This is a genomic window from Sphaerotilus sp. (assembly GCF_034519685.1).
Lineage (GTDB): Bacteria > Pseudomonadota > Gammaproteobacteria > Burkholderiales > Burkholderiaceae_C > Sphaerotilus.
Genome location: NZ_JAXHOF010000003.1, coordinates 1,076,856 through 1,090,831 on the forward strand (window position 1 = coordinate 1,076,856; position 13,976 = coordinate 1,090,831).

Annotated in this window: 12 protein-coding genes; 3 read left to right on the forward strand and 9 right to left on the reverse strand. The window is 65.8% G+C overall.

Annotated elements, in window-relative coordinates; genetic code table 11:
* Positions 1-127: 127 nt before the first annotated feature.
* The 9 genes from U5O44_RS08685 to scpA all read right to left on the reverse strand — a co-directional run bounded on the left by U5O44_RS08685 (position 128) and on the right by scpA (position 10,862).
* Positions 128-2,023, reverse strand: a complete 1,896-nt coding sequence (locus U5O44_RS08685) for a propionate--CoA ligase (RefSeq protein WP_322588032.1) — start codon at positions 2,021-2,023, stop codon at positions 128-130.
* Between the two features lie 204 nt (positions 2,024-2,227).
* Entirely contained in the window at positions 2,228-2,695 is a 468-nt protein-coding gene (locus tag U5O44_RS08690) for a VOC family protein (protein WP_322588033.1), read from the reverse strand.
* Positions 2,692-3,078 (reverse strand): type II toxin-antitoxin system VapC family toxin, encoded by a 387-nt coding sequence (locus tag U5O44_RS08695; protein ID WP_322588034.1) that lies wholly within the window; start codon positions 3,076-3,078, stop codon positions 2,692-2,694. Before U5O44_RS08695 ends, U5O44_RS08690 begins: the two co-directional genes overlap by 4 nt.
* Complete coding sequence (locus U5O44_RS08700; protein WP_322588035.1) at positions 3,075-3,332, reverse strand: AbrB/MazE/SpoVT family DNA-binding domain-containing protein; 258 nt, start codon at positions 3,330-3,332, stop codon at positions 3,075-3,077. The genes U5O44_RS08695 and U5O44_RS08700 overlap by 4 nt, the downstream gene beginning before the upstream one ends.
* A gap of 70 nt (positions 3,333-3,402) precedes the next feature.
* A complete protein-coding gene (locus U5O44_RS08705) occupies positions 3,403-5,481 on the reverse strand; it encodes an acetyl/propionyl/methylcrotonyl-CoA carboxylase subunit alpha (protein WP_322588036.1) in 2,079 nt (692 codons plus the stop codon).
* 23 nt (positions 5,482-5,504) lie between these two features.
* Positions 5,505-7,037: an acyl-CoA carboxylase subunit beta gene (locus tag U5O44_RS08710; protein ID WP_322588037.1), complete on the reverse strand. Its 1,533-nt coding sequence runs from the start codon at positions 7,035-7,037 to the stop codon at positions 5,505-5,507.
* A 65-nt stretch (positions 7,038-7,102) separates the two neighbouring features.
* Positions 7,103-8,152: a methylmalonyl Co-A mutase-associated GTPase MeaB gene (gene meaB, locus U5O44_RS08715; protein ID WP_322588038.1), complete on the reverse strand. Its 1,050-nt coding sequence runs from the start codon at positions 8,150-8,152 to the stop codon at positions 7,103-7,105.
* Between the two features lie 31 nt (positions 8,153-8,183).
* Positions 8,184-8,663, reverse strand: coding sequence for a GNAT family N-acetyltransferase (locus U5O44_RS08720; RefSeq protein ID WP_322588039.1), 480 nt, complete (start codon positions 8,661-8,663; stop codon positions 8,184-8,186).
* A gap of 27 nt (positions 8,664-8,690) precedes the next feature.
* A complete protein-coding gene (scpA, locus tag U5O44_RS08725) occupies positions 8,691-10,862 on the reverse strand; it encodes a methylmalonyl-CoA mutase (RefSeq protein ID WP_322588040.1) in 2,172 nt (723 codons plus the stop codon).
* Between the two features lie 130 nt (positions 10,863-10,992).
* On the opposite strand from scpA, the gene U5O44_RS08730 reads away from it, so the two are divergent.
* The 3 genes from U5O44_RS08730 (at position 10,993) to sucD (ending at position 13,883) form a co-directional block, all read left to right on the forward strand.
* The gene (locus U5O44_RS08730) at positions 10,993-11,643 is read left to right on the forward strand and encodes a GntR family transcriptional regulator (protein WP_322588041.1); all 651 of its coding nucleotides are present in this window, start codon (positions 10,993-10,995) and stop codon (positions 11,641-11,643) included.
* 157 nt (positions 11,644-11,800) lie between these two features.
* Positions 11,801-12,961 carry an ADP-forming succinate--CoA ligase subunit beta gene (gene sucC / locus U5O44_RS08735; RefSeq protein ID WP_322588042.1) on the forward strand — a complete coding sequence of 387 codons (1,161 nt, stop codon included), beginning with the start codon at positions 11,801-11,803 and terminating at the stop codon, positions 12,959-12,961.
* A 25-nt stretch (positions 12,962-12,986) separates the two neighbouring features.
* A complete protein-coding gene (gene sucD, locus U5O44_RS08740; RefSeq protein ID WP_322588043.1) occupies positions 12,987-13,883 on the forward strand; it encodes a succinate--CoA ligase subunit alpha in 897 nt (298 codons plus the stop codon).
* Positions 13,884-13,976: the final 93 nt, after the last annotated feature.

The window sequence follows — 13,976 nt, forward strand, 5'->3', positions numbered from 1 at the left end:
ATTTCCTTTTCTTGCTATTCTGAAGAGTCGCTGACCTTCAGACGAAAAAAAGCCCCGCTCGAATGGGCGGGGCTGGTGTCCCGAATCACCGCGCGGAGGCGGCAATTCCGGAAAAGTCGAGACGCGGTCAGCCGGTGACCAGATCCTTGATCTGCATGAGCGCCGCCGGGTCTTCCATCGTCGTCAGGTCGCCGGCATCGCGGCCTTCGCAGACGGCCTGGATCGCGCGGCGCAGCACCTTGCCCGAGCGGGTCTTGGGCAGCACGGTGACGAAGCGCACCGAGGCCGGACGCGCCACCGCGCCGAGCTGGTTGTCCACCACCTTCATGATCTCGGCTTCCAGCGCCTTGGCGTCGGCCGCGTCCACCACCTTGCTCGGATCCTTCAGCACGGCAAACGCCACCGCGACCTGCCCCTTGAGCTGGTCGGCCACGCCCACCACGGCCACTTCGGCGACGTTGGCGTGGCTGGAGATGCTTTCCTCGATCTCGCGGGTGCCCAGGCGGTGGCCGGCGACGTTGATCACGTCATCGGTGCGGCCGAGGATGAAGAAGTAGCCGTCCGCGTCCTTCACGCCCCAGTCGAAGGTGGAGTACATCACCTTGTTGTGGATGCTGGTCCAGTAGGTGCTGACGTAGCGCTTGTCGTCGCCCCAGACGGTCTGCAGGCAGCCCGGGGGCAGCGGGCCGTTGACGGCGATGACGCCCTTCTTGTTCGGCTCGGTGATTTCCTCGCCGGTGGTCTCGTCGATCAGCTGCACGTCGTAGCCGTAGACCGCCTTGCCGGGCGAGCCGAACTTGGTCGGGGCCGGCTCGACGCCGTTGCAGATGGCCATGATCGGCCAGCCGGTCTCGGTCTGCCAGTAGTTGTCGATGATGGGCTTGTTCAGCGCGCCGCCGATCCAGGTGGCCGTCGGCTCGTCGAGCGGCTCGCCGGCCAGGAACAGCGCCTTCAGGCTGCTCAGGTCGTACTTGCTCAGGTAGGCAGGATCCTGCTTCTTCAGGACGCGCGCGGCGGTCGGCGCCGAGAACATCACGGTGACCTTGTACTTCTCGACCAGGCTCCACCAGATGCCGGCGTCCGGACGGGTCGGCAGGCCTTCGTACATGATCGTGGCCATGCCGTTGATCAGCGGGCCGTAGATGATGTAGCTGTGGCCGACGACCCAACCGATGTCCGAGGTGCTGAAGTACGTCTCGCCCGGGTTGCCCATGTAGATGTGCTTCATCGAGGCGGCCAGCGCCACGGTGTAGCCGGCGGTGTCGCGCTGCACGCCCTTGGGCTTGCCGGTGGTGCCGGAGGTGTAGAGGATGTACGACGGATGGGTCGACTCCACCCACACGCACGGCACCACGGTGTCCATCTGCTGCGCGCGCTGTTCGGCGTAGTCGACGTCACGGCCGTCGACCCGGGCGTAGTCGGCCAGACCGCGGTTGACCATCAGCACCTTGGCGGGCTTGTGGGTCGAGAGGTTGATCGCCTCGTCGAGCAGGTGCTTGTAGGGCACCGACTTGCCGCCGCGCATGCCGGCGTCGGCGCTGACGATGAGGGTCGGCTGGGCGTCGTCGATGCGGCTGGCCAGCGAGTGGCTGGCGAAGCCGCCGAACACCACCGAGTGGATCGCGCCGATGCGCACGCAGGCCAGCATCGCAAACGCCGCCTCGGCAATCATCGGCATGTAGATCAGGACGCGGTCGCCCTTCTTGACGCCCTGCGCTTGGTAGATCGCGGCCATGCGCTGCACTTCGGCGTGCAGTTCGCTGAAGCTGTAGGCCTTCTCGGTGTTGGTCTCGGTCGAGACGAAGATCAGCGCGTTCTGGTCGGCGCGGGTCGCCAGATGGCGATCGACCGCGTTGTGGCACAGGTTGGTCTCGCCGCCGGCGAACCACTTGGCAAACGGGGGGTTGCTGTAATCGCAGACCTGGTCGAACGGCTTGTGCCAGTCGATCAGGGAGGCCTGCTCGCCCCAGAAACCCTCGCGGTCTTCGATGGAGCGGCGGTGAAAGTCGGCGTAGTGGGTCATGTTCTGTCTCCTGGGCGGGCGGTCGGTGCGACCTCAGTGCGGCAAGTTCAGCGAATTCATAATTCAAAATCACCGGACTGACAGGCGCCTGTCAGTCCTGCGTCCAGAAGGGTTCTGAACGCTCTCTTCAAACAGAACAGCCCAGGTTTCGCGTCAAAAGCGAATCCCGGGCTGCTGGGTCGGTCAGTCGTTCGGTCCGGTGGCTCAGCCGAGTGCGGCGATCACCTCAGCCGGCGCCTGCACCAGCTCGATCAACACCCCCTCCCCGCCCACCGGGAACTCGTCATTGCCCTTGGGGTGGATGAAGCAGATGTCGAAGCCGGCCGCACCCTTGCGGATGCCGCCCGGCGCGAAGCGCACGCCGTTGGCCGACATCCACTCGACCGCCTTGGGCAGGTCATCGACCCACAGGCCAACGTGGTTCAGCGGCGTGGCGTGCACGGCGGGCTTCTTGTCGATGTCCAGCGGCTGCATCAGGTCCACCTCGATCGCGGTCGGACCGTCGCCGAGGGCGCAGATGTCCTCGTCCACGTTCTCGCGCTCGCTGACGAAGGTGCTCTTGACCGACAGGCCGAAGACATCGACCCAGAGGTTCTTGAGCCGCTGCTTGTCGGGGCCGCCGATGGCGATCTGCTGGAGGCCGAGGATCTTGAAGGGTTTGGGGGTCGTCATGGTGATGATGAAAGCTTGGGGCGATAGACCACGCCGGGCAGGCCCTGCAGGTCCACGTCCTGGGTGTAGAGCGCAGCGCCGTGGGCCTGCGCGGTTTGCCAGATGAGGGCGTCGGCCATCGCGAGCTTCCAGCGCCTGGCGGCCTGTGCTGCCGCGAAATGATCAGCCGGTGACAGGCTGACCACCTGCGGCACCGTCATGGCGCCGTACACCACACGAGCGGCCTCTTCACCGCGCATCGTGAGGACGCGGCGGCAGACCTCGAACAGCGTCAGCGCAGGCACGATCAAATGGTCCGTGTCATGCAGGATGGGCTCGAAAAAGGATGCGTTGACACCCCCGCTGAAATATTCCAGCCAGCCACAGGAATCGACGACGTTCACGGTGCAGGCCAGAAGGGTCCAGGGGCAGGATCACATCCGCCGGGCCAGCAGGCCCCTTCGGGATCATTGGGCACATCGGTCGAGAGGCCCGGCAAGAAGCCGCGCAGGCTGCGAATGTCCACCTGCGGCTCCAGAACCGCCTGCCCGCCCACAACCCGGATGTCGACACGCTGTCCGGCCTTCAGATTCAATGCCCGGCGGACATCCTTGGGGATGACCACCTGAAATTTGGGTGACACACTGACGGTTGTCATACAAAACTCCTTCAATACGACGATTTCAGCTTATCACCCAAATTCAAGTTCGGGTAACTTCAGGCCACGTTCACTCGAACCGCAGGATCGGCTGGTCCACGCTCAGGCTCTCGCCCTTCTTCGCGAGGATCTCGGCGACGACGCAGTCCTGCGCGGCGACGAGGATGTTCTCCATCTTCATCGCCTCGATGACCGCCAGCTTCTCGCCTGCCTGCACCTTCTGGCCAACCGCCACCGACACATCGGCCAGCAGCCCCGGCATCGGCGACAGCAGCGACTTGCTGGTGTCGGGCGGCGCCTTGTAGGGCATCAGCTTCATCAGCTGCGCCGCACGCGGGTTCAGCACCAGCGCGTCGATCTGCGTGCCGTTGTGGGCGACGCGGATGGCCAGCGGGTTCTTGTTGGCGCTGCGCTCGACCTGGGCGGTGAACGGCAGGCCATTGCAGACGCCGGTCATCAGCAGGTCACCCAGCTTGGTGTGGCTGCGGATCGCGTAGATCTTGTCGCCCAGCAGCACGTTGGCGGTGCCGAGCGCGCTGTCGTAGCCGCTGACCTTGACGTCGTGGTAGACGTGCTGGCCTTCGGCACCCAGCACGGCGACCACCAGATCCGGCGCGTCCTTGTTGACACCGTGACCGGGCAACTGGCCGCTGATGCCGGCCGCGCGCTCGCGCGCCTTGCGGCGCACGAAGGCGGCCAGCGCCACGAGGAACAGCGGGTCGTCGTGCGGCACGTCCTCGGCCTTGAAGCCGTGGCTGTAGTGCTCGGCGATGAAGCCGGTGTTGAACTCGCCGGTGACGAACTTCGGGTGCGCCAGCAGCGCGGCCTGGAAGGGGATGTTCGAGCTGATGCCGCGGATCACGAAGCCGTTGAGGGCCTCGCGCATCTTGGCGATTGCCTCGGTGCGGTCACGCCCGTGGACGATCAGCTTGGCGATCATCGAGTCGTAGAACATCGGGATCTCGCCGCCCTCGTAGACGCCGGTGTCCACGCGCACGCCGCCGAAGTGGCCCTTCTCGTAGGCGGGGCCTTGCAGCGTCTCGGTGCCCTGCACCAGATCGGCGGCCGGCGGTGCATAGCGCACCAGGCGACCCGTCGAGGGCAGGAAGCTGCGGAACGGGTCTTCCGCGTTGATGCGGCACTCGATCGCCCAGCCTTCGCGCTTCACGTCGGCCTGGGTGAACGCGAGCTTCTCGCCCGCGGCGACGCGGATCATCTGCTCGACCAGGTCCAGCCCGGTGATGCACTCGGTGACCGGGTGCTCGACCTGCAGGCGGGTGTTCATCTCCAGGAAGTAGAAGTCCTGGTCCTTGCCGACGACGAACTCGACCGTGCCAGCCGACTGGTAGTTCACCGCCTTGGCGAGTGCGACAGCCTGCTCGCCCATGGCCTTGCGGGTGGCATCACTGATGAAGGGGCTCGGCGCTTCCTCGATGACCTTCTGGTGGCGGCGCTGGATCGAGCACTCGCGCTCGTTCAGGTACAGCACGTTGCCAAAGCTGTCGCCAAGCACCTGGATCTCGATGTGGCGCGGCTCCAGCACGTACTTCTCGATGAAGACGCGGTCGTCGCCGAAGCTGTTGCGCGCTTCGTTGCGGCACGACGAGAAGCCTTCGAACGCTTCCTTGTCGTTGAACGCCACGCGCAGACCCTTGCCGCCGCCGCCGGCCGAGGCCTTGATCATCACCGGGTAGCCGATGCCCTTGGCGATCTCGACCGCCTGCTCGGGCGTGTCGATGGCGTTGTTGTAGCCAGGGATGGTGTTGACCTGGGCTTCCAGCGCCAGCTTCTTCGAGGCGATCTTGTCGCCCATCGCCGCGATGGAATAGTGCTTCGGGCCGATGAAGGCGATGCCCTCCTCTTCGAGCCGCTGCGCGAACGCGGCGTTCTCGGACAGGAAGCCGTAGCCAGGGTGGACGGCCTGCGCGCCGGTGGCCTTGCACGCGGCGATGATCTTGTCGGCGACGAGGTAGGACTCGCGCGACGGCGCCGGGCCGAGCAGCACGGCCTCGTCGGCCAGCTCGACGTGGCGCGCTTCCTTGTCGGCCTCGGAATAGACAGCGACCGTCTTGATGCCCATCTTCTGGGCGGTCTTGATGACACGGCAGGCGATTTCGCCGCGGTTGGCGATCAGGATCTTGGTGAACATGTTGTTTTCTCCTTGCCGGCCCATCACAGCGGGATGTTCCCGTGCTTGCGCCACGGGTTGTCGAGCTTCTTGTCCTTGAGCATCACCAGCGAGCGGCAGATGCGCTTGCGGGTCTCGTGCGGCTGGATGACGTCGTCGATGAAGCCGCGCGCGCCGGCGACAAACGGGTTGGCGAAGCGGGCCTTGTATTCGGCTTCCTTGGCGGCGAGTTTCTCGGGATCGCCCTTGTCCTCGCGGAAGATGATCTCGACGGCGCCCTTGGCGCCCATCACGGCGATCTCGGCGTTCGGCCACGAGAAGTTCACGTCGCCGCGCAGGTGCTTGGACGACATCACGTCATAGGCGCCGCCGTAGGCCTTGCGGGTGATGACGGTGACCTTCGGCACGGTGCATTCGGCATACGCATACAGCAGCTTGGCGCCGTGCTTGATGATGCCGCTCCACTCCTGCGAGGTGCCGGGCATGAAGCCGGGCACGTCGACGAAGGTGACCACGGGGATGTTGAACGCATCGCAGAAGCGCACGAAGCGCGCCGCCTTGATCGAGGACTTGATGTCCAGGCAGCCGGCCAGCACCTGCGGGTTGTTGGCCACGATGCCGATCGTCTGGCCTTCCATGCGGGCGAAGCCGATGACGATGTTCTTGGCGTAGTCGGGCTGGATCTCGAAGAAGTCGCCGTCGTCGACGACCTTCAGGATCAGCTCCTTCATGTCGTAGGGCTTGTTCGGGTTCTCCGGTACCAGCGTGTCGAGCGAGTGGTCCAGGCGCGTGCCCGGGTCACCGCTCGGGCGCACCGGCGGCTTTTCCTTGTTGTTCAGCGGCAGGTAGTTGAAGAAGCGGCGCAGCATCAGCAGCGCTTCCACATCGTTGTCGAAGGCCACGTCGGCCACACCGCTCTTGGTCGTGTGCGTGATCGCGCCGCCCAGCTCCTCGGCGGTGACTTCCTCGTGCGTCACGGTCTTCACGACTTCGGGGCCGGTGACGAACATGTAGGACGAGTCCTTCACCATGAAGATGAAGTCGGTCATCGAGGGCGAATACACCGCGCCGCCCGCGCACGGGCCCATGATCATCGAGATCTGCGGCACCACACCCGAGGCCATCACGTTGCGCTGGAACACTTCCGCGTAACCGCCGAGCGAGGCGACACCTTCCTGGATGCGCGCACCACCCGAGTCGTTCAGGCCGATCACCGGGGCGCCGACCTTCATCGCCTGGTCCATCACCTTGCAGATCTTCTCGGCATGGGCCTCCGACAGCGCACCGCCGAAGACGGTGAAGTCCTGGCTGAACGAGAAGGCCAGGCGGCCGTTGATCATGCCGTAGCCGATCACGACGCCGTCACCGGGGATCTTGTTGTCGGCCATGCCGAAGTCGGCGCAGCGGTGCTCGACGAACATGTCCCATTCTTCGAAGGTGCCTTCGTCGAACAGGAGTTCAAGCCGCTCGCGGGCGGTCAGCTTGCCCTTGGCGTGCTGGGCGTCGATGCGCTTTTGCCCACCGCCGAGGCGGGCCTTCGCGCGCTTGGCTTCGAGCATCTGTTGGATGTCATGCATGGAGCATCTCCTCGGTGATCAGGTCGGAAATCGGGAAGGAAAGAGGCAGGTCAGGTCAGGTCAGGTCAGTTCAGCAGGTCGAGCAGGCGGCGCGCCGCCACCGACGCGGCAAGGCGGCCTTCGCGAACCTGTTCAGTGGTGTCAGCGAGGTGGCCGCGCACGTCCGGGTGGGCACGGAAGCGCGCGCGCAGCCCGGCCTCGATGCGCTCCCACATCCACGACAGGCTCTGCTGCTGGCGGCGCTGGTCGAGCCGGCCGCTGGCGGTCTGCAGTTCGCGAAAGCGCGTGACAGCGGTCCAGAAGTCGTCCAGGCCCGTGACCTTGAGCGCGCTGAGCTGGATGACCTGCGGCTGCCACAGCAGGTCGCCGCCGTGGCCGTGGTGCGGATCGTGGCCGCCGCCGTGGTACTGGTGCATACCCAGCAGGCGCAGCGCGCTGGTGATCTGGGCGCGGGCACGGGTGGCGGCGTTCGGGTCGATGTCGGCCTTGTTGATGACCACCAGGTCGGCCAGCTCCATCACGCCCTTCTTGATCGCCTGCAGGTCGTCGCCCGCATTGGGCAGCTGCAGCAGGCAGAACATGTCCGTCATGCCTGACACCGCCGTCTCGCTCTGGCCGACGCCGACCGTCTCGATGATGACCACGTCGTAGCCCGCGGCCTCGGCGACCAGCATCGCCTCGCGGGTCTTCTCGGCCACGCCGCCCAGCGTGCCCGACGAGGGGCTCGGGCGGATGTAGGCGTTCGGCTGCACGGAGAGCTGCTCCATGCGCGTCTTGTCGCCGAGGATCGAGCCACCCGACACGCTCGACGACGGATCGACGGCCAGCACCGCCACGCGGTGCCCCCGGCCGATCAGGTACAGGCCGAGGGCCTCGATGAAGGTGGACTTGCCCACGCCCGGCACGCCCGAGATGCCCAGTCGGAAGGCGCGACCGGTGTGCGGCAGCAATGCGTTCAGCAGCGCATCGGCGCGCAGGCGGTGGTCCGGCCGGGTCGATTCCAGCAGCGTGATGGCCTTGGCCATCGCGCGCCGCTGCACGGTGGGCTGGTCGCCGACGATGCCCGCGGCCAGCGCCTGCTCGGCAGCCGGCAGGTGGGAAAAGTCTTCAGTCATTGCCGCTCGTGGCCGGTCAGGGCCTTCATCGTCAGTCGGTGTCGCTCGGCGGATGCGCCGGGCGGCGGAAGTAGAGATCCCATTCGCCTTCGGCTTCAAGGATGAAACCGTGGCGCTGGTAGAAACGGGTCGCGTCGGTGTGTTTCAGGGCCGTGACCGACATCGGCATGGCCTGCACATCGGCCTCCGCCAGCACCTGCCGCATCACCCAGCTGCCAATGCCCTCGCCCTGCGCGCTGGGGTGGATGTAGAGGTGGTCCAGCAGCAGGTCGCGCGGCCGGGGAATCACCACCACGAACCCCACCAGCTCATCGTCCCGCAGGATGTGCCGGGTGTGCGCCGGATTGAAGCCTCGGCTCAGGCGCTCGCGCGCCCGTTGCGGATCAAAATGCCCCAGCCGGGTCAGGCTCTCCCGCATCGCTGCCATCCGCAACGCCAGCAAGGCTTCGAAATCGCCTTCCCCCGCGGGGGTGAGTTGGAATCGTGGCTGTGCAGTAGAAGGAGCGTTCATGGTCACCGAGGTGTCTGAGGGGGTACCTCAGGCCGCGGACACATGGGCGCGTATCTGCTCCAGAACATCCTTGGCCGAGGCCGGAATGGGCGTGCCGGGACCGTAGATCCCCTTCACGCCCGCTTCGAACAGAACATCGTAATCCTGTTGCGGAATCACCCCGCCGACGAACACGATGATGTCGTCGGCGCCCTGCTTCTTCAGCTCGGCGATGATGGCCGGCACCAGCGTCTTGTGACCGGCCGCCAGCGTCGAGACCCCCACAGCGTGCACGTCGTTCTCGATCGCCTGCCGCGCGCACTCTTCCGGCGTCTGGAACAGCGGGCCCATGTCCACGTCGAAGCCGAGGTCGGCGTAGGCGGTGGCCACGACCTTGGCGCCGCGGTCGTGCCCGTCCTGGCCGAGCTTGGCGATCATCACGCGGGGGCGGCGGCCGTAGGTCTCGGCGAACGCGGCGATCTCGGTCTGCAGCTTTTCCCAGCCCTCGGCCGAGTCGTAGGCCGCGGCGTAGACGCCGGTGACCTTCTGGATGTCGGCGCGGTGGCGGCCGTAGACGGTTTCGAGCGCATCGCTGATCTCGCCCACCGTGGCACGCAGGCGCACCGCCTGGATCGACAGGTCGAGCAGGTTCCCCTGACCGGACTTCGCAGCCTCCGTCAGCGCGGCCAGCGCAGCCTGCACCGCCGCCGTGTCGCGGGTGGCGCGGATCTGCTGCAGCCGGGCGACCTGGCCTTCGCGCACCTTGACGTTGTCCACGTCGAGGATGTCGATCGGGTCTTCCTTGGCCAGCTTGTACTTGTTGACGCCGACGATCACGTCCTTGCCGGAGTCGATGCGCGCCTGCTTCTCGGCGGCACTCGCCTCGATCTTCAGCTTGGCCCAGCCGGAGTCCACCGCCTTGGTCATGCCACCCATCGCCTCGACTTCCTCGATGATGGCCCAGGCCTTGTCGACCATCTCCTGCGTCAGCGACTCCATCATGTAGGAGCCGGCCCACGGATCGACCACGCTGGTGATGTGGGTCTCTTCCTGGATGATGAGCTGCGTGTTGCGGGCAATGCGCGAGGAGAACGCGGTCGGCAGCGCGATGGCCTCGTCGAGCGCGTTGGTGTGCAGCGACTGCGTGCCGCCGAAGACCGCGGCCATCGCCTCGACCGTCGTGCGCACGATGTTGTTGTAGGGATCCTGCTCGGTCAGCGACCAGCCCGAGGTCTGGCAGTGCGTGCGCAGCATCAAGCTCTTGGGGTTCTTGGCGTCGAAGCCCTTCATGATCCGGCACCACAGCAGACGCGCGGCGCGCATCTTGGCGATCTCCAGATAGAAGTTCATGCCGATCGCCCAGAAGAACGACAGGCGGCCAGCGAAGGCGTCCACGTCCATGCCCTTGGCGATGGCGGTCTTGACGTATTCCTTGCCGTCGGCGAGCGTGAAGGCGAGTTCCAGCGCCTGGTTCGCGCCGGCTTCCTGCATGTGGTAGCCGGAGATCGAGATCGAGTTGAACTTCGGCATGTGGGCCGCCGTGTACTCGATGATGTCGCCGATGATCTTCATCGACGGCTCGGGGCCGTAGATGTAGGTGTTGCGGACCATGAACTCCTTGAGGATGTCGTTCTGGATGGTCCCCGAGAGCTTGTCCTGCGAGACGCCCTGCTCTTCGGCCGCGACGACATAGCCCGCCAGCACCGGCAGCACCGCGCCGTTCATGGTCATCGAGACCGAGACCTTGTCGAGCGGGATCTCGTTGAAGAGGATCTTCATGTCCTCGACCGAGTCGATCGCCACGCCGGCCTTGCCGACGTCGCCCGTCACGCGCGGGTGGTCGGAGTCATAGCCGCGGTGCGTGGCCAGGTCGAAGGCGACCGAAACACCCTGCCCGCCGGCGGCCAGCGCCTTGCGGTAGAAGGCGTTCGATTCCTCGGCGGTCGAGAAGCCGGCGTACTGGCGGATGGTCCACGGGCGCACCGCGTACATCGTGGCCTGCGGACCGCGCAGGAAGGGCTCGAAGCCGGGCAGCGTGTTGGTGTGCTGCAGGCCCTGCACATCCTCGGCGGTGTAGAGCGGCTTGACGGTGATGCCGTCCGGCGTGACCCAGTTCAGGGCATCGACCTGCCCCCCGGGGGCGGACTTGGCGGCGGCCTTGGTCCACTGGGCGAGCGAAGCGGGCTGGAATTCGGGGTTGTTCGAGGTGCTGTTCGACATGTTGTGTTCCTGGCGCTGGTTCGCTCATGATACATGATGCATAATTATGAATTCAATGTTGACGTTGCTCTGACACCCCTACACTGCACAGCTTCCGCCCAGCCCCGCCACCCTTCGCCCGCCCCCTGCTGTGAACATACCCGCCCTCGACACGGCCTTGGCCCCGCGCGCCCTCTACCAGGATGTGGCCGAGCGCCTGCGCGAACAGATCTTCAACCGCGAGCTGGAGCCCGGGAGCTGGATCGACGAGCAGAAGCTCACCGCCGAACTCGGCATCAGCCGCACGCCGCTGCGCGAGGCGCTGAAGGTGCTGGCCGTCGAGGGACTGGTGACGATGAAGGTGCGCCGTGGCGCCTACGTCACCGAGATGTCCACCGACGATGTGCGTCAGGTCTACCACCTGCTTGCGCTGCTGGAGAGCGACGCCGCCGGTGAAGTCGCCCGCAACGCCTCGCCTGAAGACCTGGCCCAGTTGCGTGCGCTGCACGACCGCCTGGAGCGGGAGGTGCACCAGCGCGAGTTCTTCTTCGCCACCAACGAGGCCTTCCACATCCAGTTGCTGACGATCGCGGGCAACCGCTGGCGCCAGCAGATCGTGGCCGACCTGCGCAAGGTCATGAAGCTCAACCGCCACCATTCACTGTTCAAGCAAGGCCGCCCGGAAGAATCGCTCACCGAACACCGCGCGCTGATGGATGCGCTGGAGCGCCGCGACGGCGCCCTGGCGACCCGGCTCATGCGTGCGCATTTCGACAGCGGCCTCGCCGCTGCTGCAGGCTGAGACACGCCACGGCACATCCTTCGTGCGACTCGTGTGACATGTCTCAGCTTGAGGTCAGTTTGAAGTCGCAGAGTGCGCCCGCGCGTCACACTCCGCACCCCCAGTCCCCCAGTTTCAACACCCCGAAACTCTCCGCCATTCCGAGGAGCAAACCCCGATGAAGATCCACGAATACCAAGGCAAGGAAGTCCTGCGCCAGTTCGACGTGCCGGTGCCGCGCGGCTACCCGGCGTTCACGGTGCAGGAGGCGGTGGAAGCCGCACAGAAGCTGGGCGGCCCGGTGTGGGTCGTGAAGGCGCAGATCCACGCGGGTGGCCGCGGCAAGGGCGGCGGCGTGAAGGTGGCCAAGAGCCTGGACGACGTGCGCCGTCTGGCCGAGCAGATCCTGGGCATGCAGCTCGTGACGCACCAAACCGGCCCGGAAGGCCAGAAGGTGCGCCGGCTGTACATCGAGGACGGCGCGGACATCCAGAAGGAGTTCTACGTCTCGCTGGTGACCGACCGCCAGTCGCAGAAGGTCGCGTTCATCGCCTCGTCGGAAGGCGGCATGGACATCGAGGAAGTCGCGCATTCGACGCCCGAGAAGATCATCACCGAGGTGATCGACCCGCTGACGGGTCTGGGCGCCGAGCAGGCCGAGAAGATCGCCCGCGCGATCGGTCTGGAAGACGTGTCGATGGCGCAGGCCGTGGGTCTGTTCCAGAACCTGTACCGCTGCTACATGGACACGGACGCCTCGCTGGTCGAGATCAACCCGCTGAACCGCGACGGCAAGGGCAACCTGATCGCGCTGGACGCGAAGTTCAACTTCGACGCGAACGCGCTGTTCCGTCACCCGGAGATCGTGGCCTACCGCGACCTGGACGAAGAGGATCCCGCGGAAGTGGAAGCCTCGAAGTTCGATCTGGCCTACATCAGCCTGGACGGCAACATCGGCTGCCTGGTGAACGGTGCCGGTCTGGCGATGGCGACGATGGACACCATCAAGCTGTTCGGCGGCGAGCCGGCGAACTTCCTGGACGTGGGCGGTGGCGCCACGGCCGAGAAGGTGACCGAGGCGTTCAAGATCATGCTGAAGAACCCGGAGGTCAAGGGCATCCTGGTGAACATCTTCGGCGGCATCATGAAGTGCGACACCATCGCCGAGGGCGTGATCGTGGCGTGCAAGGCGGTGAACCTGTCGGTGCCGCTGGTGGTGCGCATGAAGGGCACGAACGAGGATCTGGGCAAGAAGATGCTGGCCGAGTCGGGCCTGCCGATCATCGCGGCCGACACGATGGCCGAAGCCGCGACGTCGATCGTCGCAGCCGTCAAGTAAGCCCAGCAGCACAAGGAACACAGACATGAGCATCCTGATCAACAAGGACACCCGCGTCATCACCCAGGGCATCACGGGCAAGACGGGCCAGTTCCACACGCTGGGCTGCCAGGCGTATGCGAACGGCAAGAACGCCTTCGTCGCGGGCGTGAACCCGAAGAAGGCGGGCGAGAAGTTCTCGGACATCCCCATCTACGCCAGCGTGAAGGAAGCCGCGCAGCAGCAAGGCGCCACCGTCAGCGTGATCTACGTGCCGCCGGCGGGCGCGGCCGCGGCGATCTGGGAAGCGGTGGAAGCCGACCTGGATCTGGCGATCTGCATCACCGAAGGCATCCCCGTGCGGGACATGCTGGAAGTGCGCAACAAGATGAAGGCCAAGGAAGCGGCCGGCGGCAAGAAGACGCTGCTGCTGGGCCCGAACTGCCCGGGCCTGATCACGCCGGAAGAGATCAAGATCGGCATCATGCCGGGTCACATCCACCGCAAGGGCCGCATCGGCGTGGTGTCGCGTTCGGGCACGCTGACGTACGAAGCCGTGGCGCAGCTGACCGAGATCGGTCTGGGTCAGTCGAGCGCAGTCGGCATCGGCGGCGACCCGATCAACGGGCTGAAGCACATCGACATCATGCGGGCGTTCAACGACGACCCGGACACGGATGCGGTCATCATGATCGGCGAGATCGGCGGACCCGATGAAGCCGAAGCGGCGATGTGGTGCAAGGCGAACATGACCAAGCCGATCGTGGGCTTCATCGCCGGCGTGACCGCGCCGGCCGGCAAGCGCATGGGCCACGCCGGTGCGCTGATCTCCGGTGGTGCCGACACGGCGGACGCCAAGCTCGCCATCATGGAAGAGTGTGGCTTCACCGTCACGCGCAACCCCTCCGAGATGGCCAAGCTGCTCAAGGCGCTGCTGAAGTAAGCCAGTCCGCCGGGCGGGCCGGGCAAGCCGGTCGCGCATGAAAAAGCCACTCCGAGGAGTGGCTTTTTTGCATCCAGACTCAACCCGCCCCCG